The 23,641-nt window shown below is 27.7% G+C and carries 19 protein-coding genes and 1 CRISPR repeat array; of the genes, 17 read left to right on the top strand and 2 right to left on the bottom strand.

Going from position 1 to position 23,641, the window contains the following annotated elements:
• Positions 1-22: 22 nt before the first annotated feature.
• The 5 genes from cas4 (at position 23) to ACTG45_RS16255 (ending at position 5,950) form a co-directional block, all read left to right on the top strand.
• Entirely contained in the window at positions 23-541 is a 519-nt protein-coding gene (gene cas4 / locus ACTG45_RS16275; protein ID WP_044213913.1) for a CRISPR-associated protein Cas4, read from the top strand.
• Positions 542-543: 2 nt separating this feature from the next.
• Positions 544-1,524 (top strand): type I-B CRISPR-associated endonuclease Cas1b, encoded by a 981-nt coding sequence (gene cas1b, locus ACTG45_RS16270; protein WP_021385853.1) that lies wholly within the window; start codon positions 544-546, stop codon positions 1,522-1,524.
• A gap of 3 nt (positions 1,525-1,527) precedes the next feature.
• Positions 1,528-1,794 (top strand): CRISPR-associated endonuclease Cas2, encoded by a 267-nt coding sequence (gene cas2, locus ACTG45_RS16265; RefSeq protein WP_021385887.1) that lies wholly within the window; start codon positions 1,528-1,530, stop codon positions 1,792-1,794.
• Between the two features lie 183 nt (positions 1,795-1,977).
• Positions 1,978-4,175: a CRISPR direct-repeat array (repeat unit 29 nt; unit sequence GTTTTATATTAACTAAGTGGTATGTAAAG).
• A gap of 122 nt (positions 4,176-4,297) precedes the next feature.
• Positions 4,298-4,726, top strand: coding sequence for an N-acetyltransferase (locus ACTG45_RS16260; protein WP_021385890.1), 429 nt, complete (start codon positions 4,298-4,300; stop codon positions 4,724-4,726).
• A gap of 306 nt (positions 4,727-5,032) precedes the next feature.
• Complete coding sequence (locus ACTG45_RS16255) at positions 5,033-5,950, top strand: putative RNA methyltransferase (RefSeq protein ID WP_021385883.1); 918 nt, start codon at positions 5,033-5,035, stop codon at positions 5,948-5,950.
• 185 nt (positions 5,951-6,135) lie between these two features.
• Here the strand turns inward: ACTG45_RS16255 and ACTG45_RS16250 are convergent, their stop codons facing one another.
• A complete protein-coding gene (locus ACTG45_RS16250; RefSeq protein ID WP_021385941.1) occupies positions 6,136-6,915 on the bottom strand; it encodes a hypothetical protein in 780 nt (259 codons plus the stop codon).
• A 293-nt stretch (positions 6,916-7,208) separates the two neighbouring features.
• Here ACTG45_RS16250 and ACTG45_RS16245 point away from each other — a divergent pair, with 293 nt between their 5' ends.
• From ACTG45_RS16245 to ACTG45_RS16225, 5 genes are all read left to right on the top strand, one after another.
• The gene (locus ACTG45_RS16245) at positions 7,209-7,757 is read left to right on the top strand and encodes a biotin transporter BioY (RefSeq protein ID WP_021385914.1); all 549 of its coding nucleotides are present in this window, start codon (positions 7,209-7,211) and stop codon (positions 7,755-7,757) included.
• Positions 7,758-7,773: 16 nt separating this feature from the next.
• Positions 7,774-8,910: a thiolase family protein gene (locus tag ACTG45_RS16240; RefSeq protein ID WP_021385823.1), complete on the top strand. Its 1,137-nt coding sequence runs from the start codon at positions 7,774-7,776 to the stop codon at positions 8,908-8,910.
• 3 nt (positions 8,911-8,913) lie between these two features.
• The gene (locus ACTG45_RS16235; RefSeq protein ID WP_021385897.1) at positions 8,914-10,299 is read left to right on the top strand and encodes an AMP-binding protein; all 1,386 of its coding nucleotides are present in this window, start codon (positions 8,914-8,916) and stop codon (positions 10,297-10,299) included.
• 75 nt (positions 10,300-10,374) lie between these two features.
• Positions 10,375-11,250: a dipicolinate synthase subunit DpsA gene (gene dpsA, locus ACTG45_RS16230; RefSeq protein ID WP_021385876.1), complete on the top strand. Its 876-nt coding sequence runs from the start codon at positions 10,375-10,377 to the stop codon at positions 11,248-11,250.
• 3 nt (positions 11,251-11,253) lie between these two features.
• Entirely contained in the window at positions 11,254-11,844 is a 591-nt protein-coding gene (locus ACTG45_RS16225; protein WP_021385926.1) for a dipicolinate synthase subunit B, read from the top strand.
• A gap of 123 nt (positions 11,845-11,967) precedes the next feature.
• Here the strand turns inward: ACTG45_RS16225 and ACTG45_RS16220 are convergent, their stop codons facing one another.
• Positions 11,968-12,156, bottom strand: coding sequence for a hypothetical protein (locus tag ACTG45_RS16220; RefSeq protein WP_021385931.1), 189 nt, complete (start codon positions 12,154-12,156; stop codon positions 11,968-11,970).
• A gap of 397 nt (positions 12,157-12,553) precedes the next feature.
• On the opposite strand from ACTG45_RS16220, the gene adhE reads away from it, so the two are divergent.
• The 7 genes from adhE (at position 12,554) to ACTG45_RS16185 (ending at position 23,641) form a co-directional block, all read left to right on the top strand.
• Positions 12,554-15,208, top strand: coding sequence for a bifunctional acetaldehyde-CoA/alcohol dehydrogenase (adhE, locus tag ACTG45_RS16215; RefSeq protein WP_479917439.1), 2,655 nt, complete (start codon positions 12,554-12,556; stop codon positions 15,206-15,208).
• A 275-nt stretch (positions 15,209-15,483) separates the two neighbouring features.
• The gene (locus ACTG45_RS16210) at positions 15,484-17,709 is read left to right on the top strand and encodes a bifunctional diguanylate cyclase/phosphodiesterase (RefSeq protein WP_479919388.1); all 2,226 of its coding nucleotides are present in this window, start codon (positions 15,484-15,486) and stop codon (positions 17,707-17,709) included.
• Positions 17,710-17,955: 246 nt separating this feature from the next.
• Positions 17,956-18,618, top strand: coding sequence for a B3/B4 domain-containing protein (locus tag ACTG45_RS16205; RefSeq protein WP_021385878.1), 663 nt, complete (start codon positions 17,956-17,958; stop codon positions 18,616-18,618).
• Positions 18,619-18,993: 375 nt separating this feature from the next.
• The gene (locus tag ACTG45_RS16200; RefSeq protein ID WP_479917437.1) at positions 18,994-20,403 is read left to right on the top strand and encodes a L,D-transpeptidase family protein; all 1,410 of its coding nucleotides are present in this window, start codon (positions 18,994-18,996) and stop codon (positions 20,401-20,403) included.
• 94 nt (positions 20,404-20,497) lie between these two features.
• A complete protein-coding gene (locus ACTG45_RS16195) occupies positions 20,498-20,773 on the top strand; it encodes a hypothetical protein (RefSeq protein WP_021385846.1) in 276 nt (91 codons plus the stop codon).
• Between the two features lie 629 nt (positions 20,774-21,402).
• Complete coding sequence (locus tag ACTG45_RS16190) at positions 21,403-21,714, top strand: hypothetical protein (protein ID WP_021385841.1); 312 nt, start codon at positions 21,403-21,405, stop codon at positions 21,712-21,714.
• A gap of 1 nt (position 21,715) precedes the next feature.
• Positions 21,716-23,641 (top strand): V-type ATP synthase subunit I, encoded by a 1,926-nt coding sequence (locus ACTG45_RS16185; RefSeq protein ID WP_479917436.1) that lies wholly within the window; start codon positions 21,716-21,718, stop codon positions 23,639-23,641.

Raw genomic sequence — 23,641 nt, 5'->3', positions numbered from 1 at the left:
ATTTACTAAAGAAGGTGATTTTGTGCCAATAGATTTAGAAGTATTAAAAGTTCAAGGTGTAAAGATAAATTATTACTATGTATGTAAAAGAAAGCTATGGTTATTCTCTAAAGGAATAACTATGGAACAAAATAGTAATAGAGTATTGTCTGGAAAGATAATACATGAAGATTCATATAAAAGAATGAAAAATAAAGAAGTGTTGATTGATGATATCCTGAAATTAGATATAATAAAGGACGAGTATGTAAAAGAAGTGAAAATAAGTTCAAAGATGCAAGAAGCAGATGAAATGCAGTTATACTATTACTTATACTATTTAAAAAATAGTATGGGGATAGAGAAAAAAGGAACTATAAATTATGTTAAGGAAAAGAAACAAGAAGAATTGATATTGACGGAAGAAAAAGAAAGAATTATTGAAAACACACTTATAAATATAAATGAAATAAACATGAAATTATCTCCTCCAAAAATTGAAAAGAAATCTTATTGTACAAAATGTGCTTATTATGAATTTTGTTTCGTGAAGGAGGAGTAAGGATGTATAGAGATTATTACATTATAAGCAATGGGAATATAAAAAGAAAAGAAAATACGATTTACTATTATAATTTAGAAGGTGAGAAAAAAATATTACCAGTAGAACAAGTTGATGATATTCATATATATGGGGAAGTGGATTTAAACACAAAACTTATAAATTATATAAGTCAATATGGAGTTATGCTTCATTTCTATAATTACTATGGATATTATTCAGGTACATATTACCCAAGAAAGAAAAATGTATCAGGATTCAGTTTAGTATCTCAATCGGCTTGCTATTTAGATAAAAATGAAAGACTATACTTAGCAAAATCCTTTGTGGAAAGTGCGTCATATCATATTTTAAGAAATATGAGATATTATAAAGTTGATGAAAGCTTAATTGATACTATAAAAGATGAACTAAATAGTTTGAATGATGTCAAAGAAGTATCAGAACTTATGGGTAAAGAAGGAAGAATAAGAAAAACATACTATAAATCATTTAATCAAATATTGAAAGATGACTTTGAGTTTTATAAGAGAGAAAAAAGACCTCCTAAAGACCCAGTAAATGCTCTTATGTCTTTTGGAAATAGCATAATGTATACAAATGTTTTAAGTGAAATATATAAGACACAGCTTGACCCTACAATAAGTTTTTTACATGAACCATCGACAAAGAGATTTTCCTTAAGCTTAGACATTGCAGAAATTTTCAAGCCAATTATAATTGACACAATAATTTTTAGCTTGATTAATAACAAAAGAATTAATAAGAGTGATTTTGAATATCAGGACAAAATTTGTTATTTAAGTGAAAAAGGAAAGAAGAAATTTTTACAAGAATTTGAAAACAAGATGCAGACAACTATAAAACATAGAAATCTTAATAGAAAAGTTTCATATAGAATGTTTATAAGATTAGAATGTTATAAATTAATTAAACATTTTATCAATGATGAAAAGTATAAAGTTTTAAAGGCATGGTGGTAAGGTATGTTTGTTATTGTTACTTATGATGTTGTTGAAGCAAGGTCATTAAACAGGGTTAGAAAAATACTTAGAAAATATTTGACTTGGACTCAGAATTCTGTTTTTGAAGGAGATATTACTGATGGGAAGTTACATAAATGTATTTCTGAAATAGAAAAGATTATTGATAATAGTGAAGATTCGATTTATGTTTATGAGATAAAAAATCCTAATTCAATTAAAAAGAAATGTTATGGTATTGATAAGTATTCTGATGAAATGTTTATATAGGTTTGCAGTGAGCGATATTTGTGCTAAAATAGGGCTTAACAGTTGGAATGTAAGAGATTGAAGGTATGTGATAATTATTGTCAATTGCACTATTGCTCGCTCACTGCAAATTTTGACGTTTTTATTGAATTATAATTCCTTGAGTGTAGTATTTTCAATCTATTCAGTTATACCGATTTTGGGGTTTTATATTAACTAAGTGGTATGTAAAGAAATACTTCGTTGAATACTTTTCAAAATCATCACTACGTTTTATATTAACTAAGTGGTATGTAAAGTTCACTTATTTAATTTTACTTTTAAGAATAATTTATAGTTTTATATTAACTAAGTGGTATGTAAAGGGGTTAAAGGCAAGAGCCTCACTCGCAGAGGGATAAGTTTTATATTAACTAAGTGGTATGTAAAGCACTAATAGTGCCACTACACTAGAAGAATATGCTAGTTTTATATTAACTAAGTGGTATGTAAAGATGAGATGGTCGAAAAGCTTACTACTGCGGATATAGCCCGTTTTATATTAACTAAGTGGTATGTAAAGTAATATATGACTTATAACTTTAATTTTTAATTTTGCAGTTTTATATTAACTAAGTGGTATGTAAAGGAAAAATAATTCTAAACAATGAATTATAATTTTATTAGTTTTATATTAACTAAGTGGTATGTAAAGGCTTTTTTAATGCTTTTATTTTTTCTTCATAACTTAGTTTTATATTAACTAAGTGGTATGTAAAGAATTATATTTTATATAATACATGAACGATATTACAAAGGTTTTATATTAACTAAGTGGTATGTAAAGATTCCATATGACATAGAAATAGCCAGCAATGCAAAAAGTTTTATATTAACTAAGTGGTATGTAAAGTTTTAAAAGAAGGTGCGAAGATGATTAGAAAAGGAAGTTTTATATTAACTAAGTGGTATGTAAAGATTATCATTAATAATTACATTTACATATCTAACTATGGTTTTATATTAACTAAGTGGTATGTAAAGTATAATGCTAACTGGTACTGGCATGAAGGGGTGAGAGTTTTATATTAACTAAGTGGTATGTAAAGATTTAACAAAAGGTGTGGGGGGTGGGGGTCTTGCAAGTTTTATATTAACTAAGTGGTATGTAAAGAAAAGATATAGATAAGGTTAAAAGGTATTTATATGAAGTTTTATATTAACTAAGTGGTATGTAAAGGGCTTTACAGTATCAACGTAAAATTGAAACAGCTATGTTTTATATTAACTAAGTGGTATGTAAAGGACAACCCTAATGCTCCGATTTATAAAGAATATATTGTTTTATATTAACTAAGTGGTATGTAAAGTACGAAGAAATTGAAAAAGACTTCTAAGGGTACTAAAGTTTTATATTAACTAAGTGGTATGTAAAGCCTAATGACTTACATGAATTATAATAAGATAACGGGTTTTATATTAACTAAGTGGTATGTAAAGTACGCAACTTACGAGGATGAATTGATTACACTATCAGGTTTTATATTAACTAAGTGGTATGTAAAGGTCCCAAATGTACATCATTACCAAAAGTTCTGACTCGTTTTATATTAACTAAGTGGTATGTAAAGCAAAGAAATTATTCGCCTCTGTAACGAGAAATATAAGCGTTTTATATTAACTAAGTGGTATGTAAAGACATTAGATGCTGATTGCTCGACTGGGTATACAACTTGTTTTATATTAACTAAGTGGTATGTAAAGTAGACAAAAATATGAGTTGATAGATATAAATACAGGTGAGTTTTATATTAACTAAGTGGTATGTAAAGTTAGGTTTGAATGTTTAAAGACAAAAGCCAAGTAGAGTTTTATATTAACTAAGTGGTATGTAAAGTTCGGTATGCGTATTCTTTTTCAATTACACTGTTACCGTTTTATATTAACTAAGTGGTATGTAAAGGTAATAACCTCGCCACGTTTTAATTTATCTTGAAAAAGTTTTATATTAACTAAGTGGTATGTAAAGACAAAACTATTTTCAAAGTTTTTAGTCCCATTCCCTGCGTTTTATATTAACTAAGTGGTATGTAAAGAAACAAGTGTAGGGGTGATAAATTTGAGAGATAGAATGTTTTATATTAACTAAGTGGTATGTAAAGAGGGGTAGGTCACCACATGACTTACATGTTTTTGCAGGTTTTATATTAACTAAGTGGTATGTAAAGTCAAGTACAAAAGAATCAAAACTATATCTCTCAAATTGTTTTATATTAACTAAGTGGTATGTAAAGAATTTCTTTTTCTGAAAAATTATCTCTTGAAAATGTTTTATATTAACTAAGTGGTATGTAAAGTAGACACATTAAGAACTATTTTCTCACAAGCATCCTCGTTTTATATTAACTAAGTGATATGTAAAGTGGACTCAGCAAATGTTTTTTAAACCTTTCAAAAGAATTTTGTATTAACTAAATCATATCTAAATGAAGTAAACTTACACTATAAATAAAAATCAACATAAAAATGAGGTGAAATAAAATTTATGATAAGAAAATCAAATGATAAAGATATAAACAAAATCATGGAAATATGGAAAGAAAGCACAATCAAAGCACACAACTTTATAAGTAAAGAATACTGGGAAAATAACTATAACACTGTCAAAAACGAATATATACCTATATCAGATACATTTGTATATGAGGATGGTCAAGAAATAAAAGGATTTATAAGCATAATAGATAAAAGCTTTATAGGAGCTTTATTTATAAATTCAAACTATCAAAACCTAGGTATAGGAGGTAAACTTTTAGACTATGCAACTAAAGAATACAAGAATCTAAATCTAGCAGTATATAAAGACAATAAAAAGGCGGTTGTATTTTACAATAAAAAAGGATTTAATATAGTAAAAGAGCAAATAAATGAAGATTCAGGATTTAAAGAGTACATAGTGGAATATGGTAAATAACGTTAATATATTCGACTAAAATAATAATTAATATATTTATTATTCTAATAGGCATAATTTAAAAAATATTTTTTAGAATTGTGAATTACATGTACTTAAGACATTAATAAACATAATGATAGGGGGAAAAATAATGAATAAAAGAGCATTTATGTATTACACTAGAATAAGAGGATAGCGCACAAATTGTGGCTATTTTACAACAGCTTATAACACATTTTATATAATCTAGAAAAGTTATCTTATGCAAGTAGCCATAATTTCGTGCTATTTAAATTAAATAGTAAATTTAAGGAGATTATGGGAATGAAACAGAATATAAGTAATGTAAATAAAAAAAATACTGGTAAACTAAAAAAGATAGAAACAACTAGATTACTACTTAATGAAAATATAGATGTATTTAAATGTCCACTTTGCAAAGCAAATATGGTTACTGTTGATAAAAATAGTGTCAAATGTGTGAACAAACACTGCTTTGATATATCTAAAAAAGGATATGTTAATTTATTAAATAGTAATACAAAAACTATTTATGATAAAGAACTATTTGAGTCAAGACATGAAATATATAATTCTAAGGTGTATGATTATTTAATAGAAGAAATAAAGTCTATAATCAAAAATTACACTTTAAATAAATATAGTAACTATATATTAGATGCAGGATGTGGCGAAGGATATTTTTTAAATAAATTATCTGAAGATGAAGAGATTAATAATAGATGTAAATTAATTGGAATTGACATAGCTAAAGAAGGGATTTCTATTGCTACAAGAGGAGAAAATGAAATTATGTGGTGTATTTCAGATTTAGCAAATCTGCCACTTCAAGATAGTAAGTTTGATATAATATTAAATATACTTTCTCCTGCAAACTATAAGGAGTTTGCAAGAGTTTTAAGTAATGGTGGAATAGTAGTAAAGATTGTCCCAGAGTCAAATTATTTAAAAGAAATAAGAACAAGTATACAGAAAGACATAAAAAATAGCGATTATAATAATAAAAATATTATAGATGTATTTAAAAAGCATCTTGATTTGATTTATGATAATAGAATTAATTATAAGACTAATATCAATGTATTAAACTTAAGGAATTTAGTTAAAATGACACCTTTGACATCATCATTACATGAAAAAGAACTTTTAAGGTTGTTAGAATCAGATATATCTTATATAACAATCGATTTAAGAGTTATAGTTGGTACTATAAAGAAATAAAAGAATTTTTATAAGAGTTTGATAAACTTTAATTATGATTGTACAATAGAAAATTGCTATGAGACTGGCTTAGTAAAGTCGGGTTTCATAGCAATTTTAATTATTATAAAAATGTTTATTTTATATATTTTAAAAACTTATATAGTATCTAATAAAATATTCTTCTTATTTAAAACGATAAATTGTTAAATCTTAAAGTGTTCTTTTTGAGACATGTTTATTTCAGAGTCGCAATTTCCACAACAATAAGATTTTGAAACATATTTAAATTCTTCGTTATTCTCATCAAACTCCATTTTTTTCTTTGCAAGAATCCCAACTTTAGTTAAATTAGAACCACAATTATTACAGTTTTGGATTTTACATATACTATATAGTTTGTCAGGTGTAATATTTTCTAACAGTTCTTCACAATTACAACATCTAATGGAAGCAATTTCACTAGATATTTCAACAGGTTCAGATTTATCAAAAGAGAATTTATATATTATGTCATTTGATACTTTATAACCTGTATCAAAGATATTAGAATTACAGTTTGGACACAAGTATTTTGGAATGTAGAAATCTTTTTTTTCAAAATTATCACTACTAGTATTACAATCCAAATCATCTAAAGTTGAGTTTTCATCTATAGTATCATCTTTATTTAAACTTAGAAGATAATTATAAATCTTTTTATCTTCATTCTGTTTTGCCGTATCTAAAAGATGACTCATTATATTAGGATATTCTTTATTTTTTGATGGTATATTCAAATCTATATAATTATTCTCAATAGCAAAGTATAATATATTAAAATAATTATACTTAACTGCAAAAAATAATAACATCTCATCAAACACTTTATCAATTACTTTGTCTGAAATGCTTATCCAAAAGTCTGGCGAATCTAAATAAACTTTCTTACTAAGTTCATCTAACTCTTCATCTATGTTATTTAAATTATTTTCATTAATTTCCATATCATCACTTCCTTATTATTTTTATATAAAATAAAATCTCATATAAAAATATATCATATTATAATTTACAAGTATAGACAAAATAGGTTAGTTTCTAAATAAAGTTTTATAAATAACCATTAAAATATAAAGCATTAGTCTAAAGTTTACTTAAAAATAAAATGTAAACCTATAATTTATTTTGAGTTGACAAAAAAACGTCTTTCTTTTATACTAAAACAAAGCTTTAATAGAAGCTTTGTACATGTACATATAAACTAAATTGAATAAGACATATGAAGGGAATTATAAAAATGAAAAATACTAAAGTAAATATTCAAGATTTAACTAAAATGTCAATATGTGTAGCATTGTTATGTATATCATCCTATATATATATACCATTGCCATTTACACCAGCAGGAGTAACCGCACAAACAATAATGATAAATCTAATAGCTTTGATTTTAACACCAAGACAAGCATTTAGCACAGTTGGTGTATATATAATGATAGGTTTGATTGGAATACCAGTATTTGGTGGAGGAGCATCTGGGATTGGAAAATTGTTAAGCCCAACAGGTGGTTTTTATTTTGGATTTTTGTTCGCAGCATTAATTATTAGTCTATTAAAAGGAAAAAATAATGATATTAAAAGATATATACTAATAACAATTTTTATTGGTATGCCTATTATATATTTTATGGGAACAGTATTTATGTGTTATTTTAATCAAATGACAGTAGAAGCAGCACTTTTTGCAGCTGTAGTACCATTTTTAATTGGAGATACAATAAAAGCAGTTATTGCATCTTTTTTAGGTGTTAAATTAAACAATGTATTAAAAAGAAATCTACTGTAAGGAGGGAATAGAATATATGGAAGAAGTTTTTATATTAGGAGGACTTAGAAGTCATATAGGTCTAAAAAATGGAATCTTTCAATTTGTTCAACCAGAATCTTTGGGTGCAAGTGTATTAAAACACCTAATTGAAAAATATGAAATTGATAAAATTGATGAGGTTATATGTGGAAATGCGGTTGGAACAGGTGGCAATATAGCAAGATTAATGACTTTAACAGCAGGAATTTCAAATGAAGTACCTGCTTTTACTGTAGATATGCAGTGTGCCTCTGCTATGATGAGTATAGAGATAGCATTTTCAAAAATTAAATCTGGGCAGTGTGATTTAATTATTGCTGGTGGATTTGAAAGTAGCTCTCTGCAACCAATGCGTACATACCATAAAAATGATAAAAGATATGATATAAATAATTCTAATTATACAGTTGCTCAATTCTCTCCTGATGATAATAGTGAAAATAGTATGCTAGAAGGCGCAGAAAGAGTAGCAAAGTTGTATCAAATTGAGAAAACAGAGTTAGATTTTTGGGTGAAAGAAAGTCATAAAAGAGCAAAGAAGGCTAGAGAAGATAAAGTGCTTGAAGATATTATATATCCTATAGATAATAATACTTATGACGAAGGTATACGTGACAAGATGAGTCAAAGATTATTAGATAGAGTACCATCTATTTTAGGAAAAGGAACTATTATAAATGCAGCAAATTCATGTCTCATTAATGATGGAGCTTCATTTATTGTACTATGTTCTAAAAAATACATAGAAAATACAAAAAAGAAACCTAAAGCAAAGATTGTTAATGCCTGTACAATAGGAACAGATGCAAATTTAAGTCCAACATCTGCTATAAAAGCAATGGAGAAAATTTTAGAAATAGAAAAAATTAATTACCTAGATATATCTGCTATTGAATTTAATGAAGCATTTGCAGTTATAGATGTGCTATTTCAAAGAAAGTATCCAGAATTGATTGATAGATATAATGTATTTGGTGGAGCTTTAGCCTATGGTCATCCATACGGTGCTTCAGGTGCAATTATTGCATTACATCTTTTAAAAGCATTAGAAAAGATTAATGGTAGATATGGAATTTGTTCTATAGCCGCAGCTGGTGGCTTGGGTTCAGCCTTATTGATTGAAAGGGTGTAGATTATGAACTACTATGAACTTCTAAAAATAAAGATAAATAGTAATAAAAATAAAGATTTTTTAATTGTAGATGGAGAAAAACATACTTATGAAAATATGTTAAGTTATAGTGAGAAACTTGGAAAACAAATTTCTGTAGGTGAGAATGTACCTATTTTAATATATTCTAAAAGTATAATGTTTCAGTTAATGAGCTTTTTCGCAATTAATTATTCAAAAAATATACCTATTATTTGTCATTATAATCTTTCTAAAAAAGTATTGAATGACATTATAATAAAAAATAATATTTCAATAATTATATCCGATGAGACTATGGACAACATTAATTTATCTGATGATAATGAAAAAGTAAAGAAAACTAATTTTTCTATATCTAATCCTAAAGTTAATATATATATGTATCAATATAATACTCCTACAAACTATCTAGATAAAGATATATGTATGGGAGTTTTATCTTCAGGTTCTACAAGTGTTCCAAAAGTATTGTATAGAACATATGAGAGTTGGGTTGGATTCTTTCCTACCCAAAATGATATTTTTAATATATCTGAGGAATCAATTTTGTTTATTAATGGGACATTGAGTTTTACAGGAAATCTAAATTCTTTAATATCAGTATTATATGAAGGTGGAAGTGTTGTAATAAATTCGGGTCTAAACTGTAAGTCATGGATAAAAACAATAAAACAATACAATATAACTAACATATACCTCGTACCTACAAAGCTTCAACTCTTGGCTAAACACTTAGAAGAAGCAATACTCAATGTTGTAAGTATTTTCACAGGTTCTCAATTACTGTTTGAAAATACTGCAAAAAGTTTAAAATACTATATGCCAAAATCTGAAATTATTTTATATTATGGAGCAAGTGAATTAAATTACATTACATACTTATGTTATGATGAATTAATTAAGAAACCTTTAAGCGTAGGTAGACCATTTCCAGAAATAGATGTATATGTTACAGATGGAAAGATTTTTGTAAATACAAAATATGCAGTATATAATGCAACAAAACCTTATTCTGTAAATGATGTTGGATATTTTGATGATGATGGATACTTAATCTTTGAAGGAAGAAATGATGATATTGTAAATATTGGAGGATTTAAAGTTAGCTCTACTAAAGTTGAAAATGAGGTGAAAAAAATTCCTCAAATTGAGAACGCAGTTGTATTACCATATTCAGACTCCATAAGAGGAAGTCAAATTGCATTATTTGTAACAATTATAGATAAAATTACAAAAAAAGATTTATTGATTAAAATGAGAAAGAATCTAATAAAAAATGAAATCCCAAGAAAAGTTATCTTTTTAAATTCATTTCCATATACCTCTTCTGAAAAGATAGATAGATTAGCACTATTAAAAATATTATAAGTATAATATTTAGTAATTTTAGTGAACCAATATATTGATAAAAACATATTGTATATAGTAAAGGAGGCTTACAATATGTCAAATCAATACGATATAACTGTTATCGGGGGAGACCTGCGACAAGTGTACATGGTAAAAAAACTAATTAATAAAGGGTATTCTGTAGTCACTTATGGAATATCAAATGAAATCATAAATGGAATCGTTGGAAAAGCAACTTCACTAGCTGAGGCACTATCCAAAAGTTCCATTATTTTATGTCCAATTCCATTTACAAAGAATCAAGTTAACATTGAAAATACTGATGGTTGCCTAGATGCAACTATTGATAACTTGCTAATTAATTTATCTCCTAATCAAATATTGTTTGGAGGTAATATACCAGCTAAAGTTTGTAAATTTTGTGAGCAACACTCTATTCAGATTTATGATTTTATGAAAATGAATGATGTTGCTATTTTAAATGCAGTTGCTACAGCTGAAGGAGCCATAGCAGAAGCTATTAAAAGAAGTATAATTAATATACATCAAAGCAACTGCTTAGTATTAGGTTTTGGAAGATGTGCACAAATACTTGCCAAAAAATTATACTCTTTAGACGCAAATGTATGTGTTGGGGCAAGAAAGAATGATGCAATAAGTACGGCTAATGCATTTGGATATTCTAGTATTTCCTTGAATCAACTTGATGATAAACTTTTACAGTTTGATTATATTTTTAATACTATACCGGAATGTATTTTAACAAAAGAAAGACTGGAAAAAGTATCACAAGAAGTAACTATTATTGATATAGCTTCTTCTCCTGGTGGAGTGGATTACTCTGTTACGAAAGATATAGGTATTAATGCGACTCTTTGTCCTGGGCTTCCTGGTAAATACTCACCAAAGACATCTGGTGAAATTCTTGTTAACGCTATAGAAAATATTATAAATGAAAGAAGGGATTAGAAAATGAGACTTAAAGGACTTACAATTGGAGTAGGATTTACTGGTTCGTTTTGTACTTATGATAAAATATTTATAGAGTTGGAGAATTTGGTTAAAGAAGGAGCAAATGTACACACTATATTTTCAGATGTATCACAAAATATCGATTGTAGATTTGGAAATTCTGAAGAGTTTATGAAAAAAGCATATGAACTTACAGGTAATAAACCTATCGTTACGATTGAAGAGGCAGAGCCATTTGGACCTAAAGGAATTGCTGATATTATAATAATAGCACCTTGTACTGGAAATACTGCTGCAAAATTAGCAAATGGTATTACGGATTCACCAGTATTGATGGCAGCTAAAGGTCATCTTCGTAATGATAAACCACTAGTAATATCAATATCAACGAATGATGCTCTAAGCTTTAATTTCAAAAATATTGGTATTCTCCTTAATTCTAAAAACATATATTTTGTACCTTTTGGCCAAGACAACTGTAAAGCAAAGCCTAATTCTATGATTGCACATACGGAATTAATAGTTCCAACTATAGAACTTGCTTTAGAAAATAAGCAATTACAGCCTGTTATAAAAAGCCCACATCAATAGATTAGTGGTGTAATATATGTATTGTATGTAATATTAATAAAGTCCAGCAATATTATTTGCTGGACTTTATTCTATAATTTATTAAAATATTTACCTAATCTAATTTATAAACTGGAATTTATATTACTTTGCTTCTTTAAATATTAATCTCACTGTACTTGATACAAAACAAGCAGACATAATCAAGATAAATACTGATAGTCCTCTAATAAATAAATTATCTACATAATAAGCTACTACTGCAATACCTACAATCATTAAAATTGTACTTATAATTAAAGATAAAATGCTGATTATTTTTAATTTTTTCATCCGTATTCCTCCTATGAACTTTAAGTTTATTTTTACTGTATTAACTATACCTTATTTCGTATTATATAAGACTTGTGAATTTATATGTTTAATTATACTACATTGAAAAAACTTATCTGTATATATTTTTATTCATAAGAAAAACGCAAAATATTTATGTTAAAATAATAACGTTATCATTAAGTTTTAAGATGAAAATTTCTATAATCTACATAAAAAATAAAGTGATATATAATGAAACTAATGATTCGTAAACTAGAGTATTAGTGGAACAAGTAAGATTATTTTAAATAAAAATAAAATGTTAAAAAAATAACTTGAAAATAGAAAGAGAAGATGTTATACTGTTAATAAATTAACATTTAAGCAAAAAATACTATTCTAGGAGGTTGTCAAAATGTCCAATAAAGAACAGGATATAATAGAAAATATAAAGGGAGATGAGGTTATGTCAATTAATGTAGGTGTTGTAAATAATGTTGAAACTTTAGTTAAAAAATTAGCAAAAATTAGAGAGGCTCAAAAAAAATTTGCCACATATACTCAAGAGCAAGTAGATAAGATTTTTTTAGCAGCATCTTTAGCAGCTAATAAGCAAAGAGTTCCTTTAGCTATAATGGCACAAAAAGAAACTGGTATGGGAATTGCTGAAGATAAAGTCATAAAGAATCATTATGCTTCAGAGTATATATATAATGCATATAAAGAAACAAAAACTTGTGGCGTAATAGAGAAAGACGAGGCATTTGGTATGACTAAAATTGCTGAACCAATAGGTGTTATTGCAGCTGTTGTACCTACAACTAATCCAACTTCTACTGCTATATTTAAAGCACTATTGGCACTTAAAACTAGAAATGGGATAATCTTCTCTCCACATCCAAGAGCAAAGAATTCTACTATAGAAGCTGCAAAAGTAGTTCTTGAGGCGGCTGTTTTAGCTGGAGCACCTGAAGGTATAATTGGATGGATAGACGAACCTTCTTTAGAATTAACTACAACTGTTATGAAAGAGGTAGATTTAACTCTTGCTACAGGAGGACCTGGAATGGTTAAATCAGCATATTCATCTGGAAAGCCAGCTATTGGAGTTGGAGCAGGTAATACACCAGCAATAATTGATGATAGCGCAGACATAAAAACTGCTGTAAACTCAATTCTTGTGTCTAAGACTTTTGACAACGGTATGATATGTGCTTCTGAACAATCAGTTATAGTATTAGAAAATGTATATAATGAAGTTAAAAAAGAATTTAAAGAGCGTGGAGCTTATTTATTAAATAAAGATGAAACAGAGAAAATGGGAAATGTAATTTTGGTAAATGGAGGATTAAACTCTAAAATAGTTGGTCAGACAGCTTGTACAATAGCAAAACTTGCAGGTTTTGAAGTTCCAGAAGATGCTAAAGTTTTAATAGGTGAAGTAGAATCAGTTGAATTAGAAGAGGCTTTTGCTCATGAGAAACTTTCACCAGTACTTGCAATGTACAAAGCAAATGATTTTGATGATGCAGTTAGAAAAGCAGAAAAGTTAGTTGAAGATGGTGGATTTGGGCATACATCTTCATTATATATCGATGATGTAAATCAAAGAGAAAAACTTGATAAATTTACTTCAGCTATGAAAACTTGCAGAATTTTAATTAATACTCCTTCTTCTCAAGGTGGTATAGGTGATTTATATAATTTTAAACTAGCTCCTTCTCTTACTTTAGGATGTGGGTCTTGGGGTGGAAATTCAGTATCTGAAAATGTAGGAGTTAAGCATTTACTTAATATTAAGACAGTAGCTGAGAGGAGAGAAAATATGCTTTGGTTTAGAGCACCAGAAAAAGTTTATTTCAAAAAGGGTTGTTTAGGAGTAGCACTAAAAGAACTTAAGGATGTAATGAATAAAAAGAGAGCTTTTATTGTAACAGATACATTCCTTTACAATAATGGGTATACTAAAGCAGTTACTGACTTATTAGACGAAATGAATATTAAACATACTACATTCTTTGAAGTAGAGCCAGACCCAACTTTGGAATGTGCCAAGATAGGTGCTAAAGCTATGAGCGAATTTAATCCAGACGTAATAATATCTATAGGTGGAGGAAGCGCAATGGATGCAGGGAAAATAATGTGGACATTGTATGAACATCCAGAAGTAGATTTCCAAGACCTAGCTATGAGATTTATGGATATAAGAAAAAGAGTATATACATTCCCTAAAATGGGTGAAAAGGCCAATTTCGTAGCAATACCAACATCAGCAGGGACTGGTTCAGAAGTAACACCATTTGCTGTTATAACTGACCAAGACACAGGGGTAAAATATCCACTAGCTGATTATGAATTAATGCCAAATATGGCCATAGTTGATTCTGATATGATGATGAATATGCCAAAAAGTTTAACTTCTGCTTCTGGTATAGATGCTTTGACTCATGCATTAGAAGCATATGTATCTATGCTTGCAACTGATTATACAAATGGTATAGCACTACAAGCTATTAAGAGTATATTTGAATATCTTCCACGTGCATATGATAATGGAGCAAAAGACCCAGAAGCTAGAGAAAAAATGGCAAATGCTTCTACAATGGCAGGTATGGCTTTTGCAAATGCATTTTTAGGTGTTTGCCACTCTATGGCTCATAAGTTAGGTGCTTTCCATCATGTACCACATGGAGTTGCAAATGCTCTTTTAATAACAGAGGTTATGAAATTTAATTCTTCAGATGCACCAAAGAAAATGGGGGCATTTTCTCAATATAAATACCCAGAAGCTTTAAAGAGATATGCTGAAATAGCTTCATTCTTAGGTTTAAAAGGAAATTCTGATGAAGAGAAATTCCAAAGCTTACTAGTAGCTATTGAAGAATTAAAATGTAAAGTTGGCATTCCTAAAACTATAAAAGAATTTGGTATTGAAGAATCTAAGTTTATGGATTCAATAGATGAAATGGTAATTCAAGCATTTGATGACCAATGTACAGGAGCAAATCCAAGATATCCTCTTATGAATGAAATAAAAAATATGTATTTAAATTCATATTATGGAAGATAAATTATTAAAAAATATATAAAATAAAATCCCTTATACATGAGATAAAATTTTACTGTATAAGGGATTTTTATTTGGAAAAATGAATAGTTTTTATTCTTTAATTCAAAATTCAATTAAATAGTGTTATTATAATAGTTAAAGAATGTTTTATATGATAATTAGATTGGTTTTATATATGGTATTTGGGTATATTTGTATATAACATAAATGATAAATTTATATTAAATAAGGTATGTTAGCTATATAAAGTAGTGACTAATTAGGGGAGGAGAAGAATGACGAAGAGAAATAAGAGTGTTACATTAATTATAATTCTTTTGTTGACATCAGTATTTCTGATAATGGGGTATATCTATATAGAAAATACAAAAAATCTTCTTATATCAGAAGCAGAAGTACATATAAAAGAAGTTGCAATACAAGGTTCTCAATTAGCCCAGAGACAAATTGAAAAAGATTTAGATGTTTTAAATATTTTTTCAAGTTATTATGCTTCGAATCCAAACATATCTAATGAAGAAAAAATAAAAAAGCTTTTGGATGAAATGGAAAATCAAAAATTTTACACCATGGCAATAGTTGATATAAATGGTAATACAGAAAATACTAAGGGTAACAAGTTTTCAGTTAAGGATAAAGAATTCTTCAAAAACTCAATTAAAGGTAAAAATTATGTTTCAAGTCCATATGTTGATGAAGTAAATAAATCTGTAAAAAAGATTACTATATCAGTGCCAATATTAAATAATGATAAAATAGTTGGAGTTTTATATTGTACCTATGATATCAATACTTTAATGAAACTTATAAATGTATCTTTTTATGAAGATAATAGTATATCTTATGTTGTAAAAAATGATGGGAAAGTTATACTTCATCCTCAACAGGACAGACTATCAAAAAATATTTATGAATTATTAAAACAGGATAATGATATTAAAGAGGTAAATGATTTAAATAAAAAATTAGAAGAAAATAAAACAGGTGCAACAATATTAACAATCTCAAGAGAAAGACGATATCTAGGATATGCCACTATGGATAATGGAAATGAAAAAAATAACTATATAAAGGATTGGAACTTGATTTTTTCAGTTCCAGAAAGTGTTATATTCAAGAATTCAGAGCAAATTATTAAGAGAGCTGTATATGCAGTATTATTTATTATATTTGTATTTATTACAATTATTTTCTATATAATGTATATAAAAAAATCTAATGAAAAAGAAATATTAAGTTTGGCTTATGAAGATAAGATTACTCATATAGGAAATCAAAATAAGTTTTATAAGGAGTGTAGTAAATATCTTTTAAATAAACCATCTTTAAACTATATTATAGTATATTTTGATATTAATAATTTTAAGATGATTAATGATACTTTTGGATACGAATTTGGTGACAATCTGTTAATCACAATAGCAAGGGCTTTAAAAGAGGAACTAACAGAAGGCGAAATATATGCAAGACTTTCGAGTGATTATTTTTCAATTTTCTGTGACTATAAAAAGGGAAGAGATAAAATTATAAGAAAACTTGATAATATACGAAATAATATTGAAAGTAATTTAAATACAGTATTTGAAATTTCTCTGTGTGTTGGGATTTACTTTGTAGAAGAAGGAGAAGTAGATATTCAAAAGGCTGTAAATAAGGCAAATATGGCTAGGTCTGTTGCTAAAGGTAAAAATATAAATTATGCTATTTATAATGAGGATGTTAGAAATAAGCTTAGTGAAGAATCAATTATTTTAGATGATATAAAAACAGCCTTAGTAAAAAATCAATTTGAGGTATATTATCAACCTAAGTTTTCACTTGTAAATGGTGAAATGATAGGTAGTGAGGCATTAATACGATGGAATCACCCAGAATATGGATTTATAAGTCCAGCAATATTTATACCTATAGCAGAGAAAAGTCAATTGATTTTAAAAATTGGGAGATTTGTGTTTGAGAGAGTCTGTATAGATTTATCTGACTGGAAAAAACAAGGTAAAAGTATAGTTCCAGTTTCAGTGAATTTATCTAGAGTTGAATTGTACCAACCAGATATCGTAAAATTTATTAATAGTACTATACAAAAATATAATATAAATTCAGATTTAATTGAGCTGGAGATAACAGAAACTGTAGCTATGAATGAATTAAATATTTTGAAGAATGTCTTAAATGAGTTAAGAAAGTATGGATTTTCTATTTCTATGGATGATTTTGGGACAGGATATTCTTCCATTAGTTGTTTAAGAGATATGCCAATTGATGTACTGAAATTAGATAAATCTTTTCTTGATGGTATAGAAAATGATGAGAGAAGTCGTAATATAGCAAAATCTATAGTATCTCTAGCTAAATCCCTAGACTTAATTGTAACTATAGAGGGTGTTGAAAGTAAGGCTCAAGCTGAGCTAATGAAGCAATTCGGATGTGATTTAGTCCAAGGATTCTATTTTGCAAGACCAATGCCAGGTATAAATTTTATAAGTTTATTGCAAGATTGAAATTTAAATTTTATATAAAACACTATTATAGATACTTGAGTTTAGTAAATTCTTGTTAAATAATTAGTGTTTTTTGATTTTTGGTCATATGCAGACTATATAAGGGAAAAGTAATAGTTTTTTACAAAGATTGTATTAAAAATAAATTATTTTGCTAATAAACATTTTATTAACAAAAGAATAGTACTATAATGTATAGATGATAAAAACTTTAATAAAAATTCAGTGTATAGGAGTTGTTTAAGTATGATAGATGTAAGTATTGATAAAAAACTTAAGGAAAGATGGCCTGATGCGAAGTTAGGCTGTATCCAAGCAAAAGTAGCAGTAAATAAGAGCTCAGAAAAATTAATTAACAAGATAAACGAGTTTTGTGACATTTTAAATCAAAGTCTAAAAGTTGAAGACATTACAAAATTGGATAAGATTAAAGATGCAAGAAATGCTTATAAAGAACTTGGTAAAAATCCAAGTAGATATAGAACGTCTTCAGAAGCATTAATTAGAAGAATTATCCAAGGGAAAGGTCTTTACACAATAAATAATATAGTTGAAATAAATAATCTAATATCAATAAAATCGTTGTATCCAGTAGGTACATATAATGTAAGTAAATTACATTCACCAGTATGTTTTACTGTAGGAGACGAAGGTGAACAGTATAAAGGTATTGGAAAAGAATTAATAAATATAGAAAATCTTCCTATATTATCTGATTCACTAGGTAAATTTGGAAGTCCAACTAGTGACTCTGAGAGAGCAATGATAACAGAAGACGCAAATGAAATACTGATTTGTATATTTTCTTTTAGTCAAGAATCTGATATTGAAGAATATTTTGATTATGCTAAGGAATTACTAAAAGAATATGCAGATGGAAAAGATATAGAGACTAAGATAATTAAATAGAATGTATATAACAACGTTATGTTAGATTGGAATATAATGTTTAAGAAATAATTTAAGATAAGTAAACTAATAAATAATTATTTTCTTTTATTTAAAAAAGTAGTTTAAAGTTACAAAAATAGATAGATATCCCCATGATTCCTAAAAGTATGGTAATATATTAATATAGCAGAGCCTATATTTAAGGGATTTTGAAAGGAGGTATTTACAATAACTATTTTACCTAAAAAATAAAATAGTATGATGGAAATAACTCTATATTTAAAAATGTAAATAATACTACAGTAATTTGGGTATATAAAATAAGGCAAACGTGATTTTGTTTAAAAAGCAATAAGGTACATAGGTAATTATAATGTAAGGAAGGATTTAATTATGATTGATGGAAAAGAGGTAAAACAAGAAAGTGGGCAAAAAAATCTAAAAGTTAAGATAGCTATAGTAGTAGGTGTTTTAGTTGTAGCTTATATAGGAATGGCAATCTTTTTTAGAAATCATTTTTACTTTGGAACAACTATTAATGGGGTTAAAGCTTCAGGAAAAACAGTTGAGCAAGTAAATGATTTATTAACATCAAGTACTAGTTCTTATACTTTAAACTTAGAGGAAAGAAACAATAAGAAAGAGCAAATAAAAGCAAAGGATATAGATTTGAAGTTTACACCAGATGATAAAGTTCAAAAGATAAAAGATAGCCAGAGTGCATTTGGATGGATTGGTGGAATATTTAAATCTAAAGAGTATAATAATATGGTAACTCTTTCATATAATAAAGATTTACTAGAAAAAAGATTTAATTCTCTAGCTTGCTTTGATAGTAAAAAAGTTGTAGAACCTAAGAGTGCTTATCCTAAGTATGATAGTATTAAAAATGCTTATGCTATAGTTCCAGAGGTACTTGGAAACAAAGTAAAAAAAGATGATTTTTATAAGTTAGTACAAAAATCAATTAATTCTGGAGATACTTCTATTTCTTTAGAAGAAAATAAGGTATATGAAGCACCAAACAATACAAAGGATTCAGAAAAATTGAAAGAAGCTATTAAGACATTAGATAAGTATGTTGGTGTAGTTGTTACATATGATTTTAGTGACCGTAAGGAAACTTTAGATGGTGTTGAGATTAACAAATGGTTAAAGGTGGATTCAGAAAAGAATTATGAGATAAGCTTTGATAATGCTGCAATGGTTGAATATGCAAGAGGACTAAGCAAAAAATATAGTACTTTTGGAGATTCAAGACCATTTAAGACTGCAACAGGTAAAGAGATTACAATTTCAGGTGGAATTTATGGTTGGTTGATAGACAAAAATAAAGAAGCTAAAGCATTGGTTGATGTTGTAAAAGCTGGTAAAAATGTTACAAGAGAACCTATTTACATACAAAAAGCTGTATCTCGTAATAGAGATGATATTGGAAATACATATGTAGAGATTAGTCTTTCTAACCAACATATGTGGTTCTTTAAAAATGGAGAGATGCTTGTATCAACAGATGTTGTAACAGGTGATTTAGGTAGAGGATTTGCCACACCATCAGGTATATACCCTCTTAACTATAAAGCTAGAAATGTTTCATTAACTGGGCAAGGTTACAGTTCACCTGTAAGCTATTGGCTTCCATTCAATGGAAATATAGGAATTCATGATGCTACTTGGAGAGGCTCTTTTGGTGGAGGTATATATAGATCTTCAGGTTCGCATGGATGTGTAAATACACCTTTTTCTAAAGCAAAGAAGATATATGAAAATATAGAACCAGGTACACCAATTATTTTATATTAAGGAATGTACTACTATAGACATTAAGTGAAGTCATCTTAGTTTTTTTAAGATGGCTTCATTTTTATATAATGATTATCAAAAGGAGGAACATATAATGAATGAAAAGTTAATTAAAATTTTAGAAGCAGCCAGAAAAGATGAGAAATTTAAAATAGAGCTTATAAAAACAAGAGAACAACGTGATGTTATGGATTCATTTTGTAAAGTGGCTACATCTAAAGGTTACAATATAACAGTAGGTGAGCTTTTTTCTATAGGAGAAGAATATACATCAAATCTATTGAAGAGTGTAAATGGTGGAGCAGCATATCCTATTGAAGATTGGAGTGATTGGTACGAGGATTTTTTCATAATGTTGTCGAATATATAAAGTAACTGTATATGTTATCAATTTAAAATTAATATAGCTAGTTCAAATAAAAATATCAGATGTAAGTGTAAATTTTATCAATCTTAAAAAATATTAATTTCTTTCTAAGTAAATATAAAAAATTAGACTAAAAATAAGGTGACAAAAATCGATATAGCCCAATGATTTATAAAACTTAGATGAAATAATGAGAGATATTTCTAAAAATTCAAAAAAAACAATAAGTTTCAGTACTATGAGTGTTGAAAAAACAAATAAAAATATTTTATATGTAACAAATAAAATTATATGTAGAAAAAAATTAAAATAAAAATTTAAAATGTCGATAAAACGTTAATTTTAAAACAGAATAACGCTATTGACAAACTATATCGCTTTAAATTATAATTATTGAAAATAATGATATTTAAAAATCATACTCATGTCATAGTCTAAAAGTAAGTCAAAACAGGATATAAATCTAAGTAAGTACTATTCTAAAATATGTTTTATTAAGAAATAAACGTTGAAAAATATTAATTATTATATAAAAATGCTGTTTATACTTTAACAATGAGGTAGTAATCTAATTAGAATAAAAAAATCTAATTGGTTATATACATAGTAAAAAGGTAAGAGAGGTGATTTGGATGGCTTTTGAAATAATAAAAAGCATTGTTGAGGCAGAGCAGACAGCAGACAGTATCAAAGTTAAAGCTGTTACTGATGCAGAGTCTATCAGAGCTGATGCTGTAAACCAATGTGAAAGCATCTTTGCTGATGTAAAAAAGCAAGCAAAGCTTATGGAAGAAACTCTTATTGAGAAGGCAGTCACCGACAGTAAGGTGGAGGTTGATAAAATCTTAGCTGATGCTAAAAGTGAATGTCTGAAAATTGAAAAAACTGCTAAAGAAAGAAAAAGTAAGGCAATTGAAGCGGTTATTGGAAAGGTAGTGAGATAATATGGCAATAGTTAATATGAACAAAATATCTATTGTTGGCTTAGAAGCTCAAAAAAGCCAGATTTTAAAGCTACTTATGAACCGTGGGTTTGTTCAGATTGATGATAGTGCCTTTCTTACTGAGGAGGAGGAATTAAAAAATTATCTTGTAAAAGATAGTGAAGAATCAGAAGTTATAATGCTAGAACAGAAGATGTCTCATGTAAATCAAGCAATTAACATTGTTTCTTCACTAGTGAAACAAAAGAAAGCCATGTTTGCACCAAAAAGAGAGTTTAACAGAATTGATAGTGAAAAAGAAGAGCAAATTTATGCTGAAGCTTTAGAGTTAAACACTCTACATAAGGAGATAGGTACAATAAGGACTAACATAAATCTATTGAATAACAATAAAAACATGTTAGAACCATGGGTGAACTTTGACATTCCTCTTGAGAATATGGAAACTAAGTATACAAAAACTATACTTGGAACTGTACCTATAAGTGCAAATATTGATGCCTTAAGAGTAAAATTAGAAGATGAAATACCAGAAAGTGTTCTTGGAATTATTAATTCCGATAAATTAATGAACTATGTTTATTTAATTACTTTGAAAGAAACTTTTGATAATGCTTTAGAGGTTCTAAAAGAATTTAATTTTTCAGTAGTTGCATTGCCAAATGAAGAAGGTACACCATCACAAGCTATTAAGAAATATAATGAAATGATAATTAGACAGGAAAACGTTTCTAAAGATAAGACGGAAGAAATTAAAAGCCATGCAGATAGTGTACACATGCTTGAAAATCTATATGATTTTTACACTATAGAGAGAGACCAAAAAAAGATTATAGAGAGGCTTGTCAAAACAAAAACAACATTCTGTCTTAATGGTTGGCTACCAAGTAAAAGAGCAGAAGAACTAATTAAAGAAATTACAGAGAAGTTTGATTGTTGCGTTCAGACAGAGGAAGGAGATAAAGAAGAAGGCTTCCCAATTCTGCTTGAAAACAATAAAATTGTAACACCTTTTGAAAGTGTAACAAACATGTACAGCTGTCCAAGCACAAAAGATATTGACCCAAATACAATTATGACTTTCTTTTATGTTATATTCTTTGGAATGATGCTAAGTGATGCTGCGTATGGGATGATAATTGCACTAGCATGTGGATTTATTGTATACAAATCAAAAATGCAAAAAGGTGAAGGGAATTTAATTAAACTTATTGGTATTTGCGGAGTTTCAACTACTATATGGGGTCTTATATTCGGGGGTATTTTGGGGGATTTAATTCCTATAAAAGCTTTAATCAATCCTTTGGAGGATGTTATGGTACTTATGGGAATGTCATTACTGTTCGGTATTATCCATATATATGTAGGTTTGGGAATTAAAGCATATACATTAATAAGAGATGGAAAGGTAATAGATGCAATTTTTGATATAGGTTTTTGGTATTTATGTATAACAGGGGTATGTCTACTTATAATACCTTTTGTTGCAGGAGATATAGGTGTATTTTCTGAAGTAGGAAAATATTTAGCAATTATAGGTGCTATAGGTCTTGTTCTTACTCAAGGAAGAAGCTTTAAAGGTGTTCCTGTTAAGCTTTTCAAAGGATTTTCAAGTCTTTATGGTATAACAAGTTATTTTGCTGATATATTATCTTATACAAGAATTATGGCACTTTGTCTAACAACAGGAGTTATAGGGCAGGTTATCAATCTTTTAGGGGCTATAGCTGGTCCAATATTTGCAGTTGTAATTGGTGTTGTAGGACACACAATAAACCTTCTTATAAATGCACTTGGTGCATATGTTCATACAAGTAGGTTACAGTATGTAGAATTTTTCAACAAGTTTTATGAAGGCGGAGGAGTTCCTTTTGTTCCGTTTAAGTATAAAACAAAATATACAAGCATTAATAAAAAGGAGATGTAA

It is taken from the genome of Clostridioides sp. LIBA-7602 (genome assembly GCF_056688945.1).
This window is presented reverse-complemented; position numbering and strand designations above follow the sequence as displayed.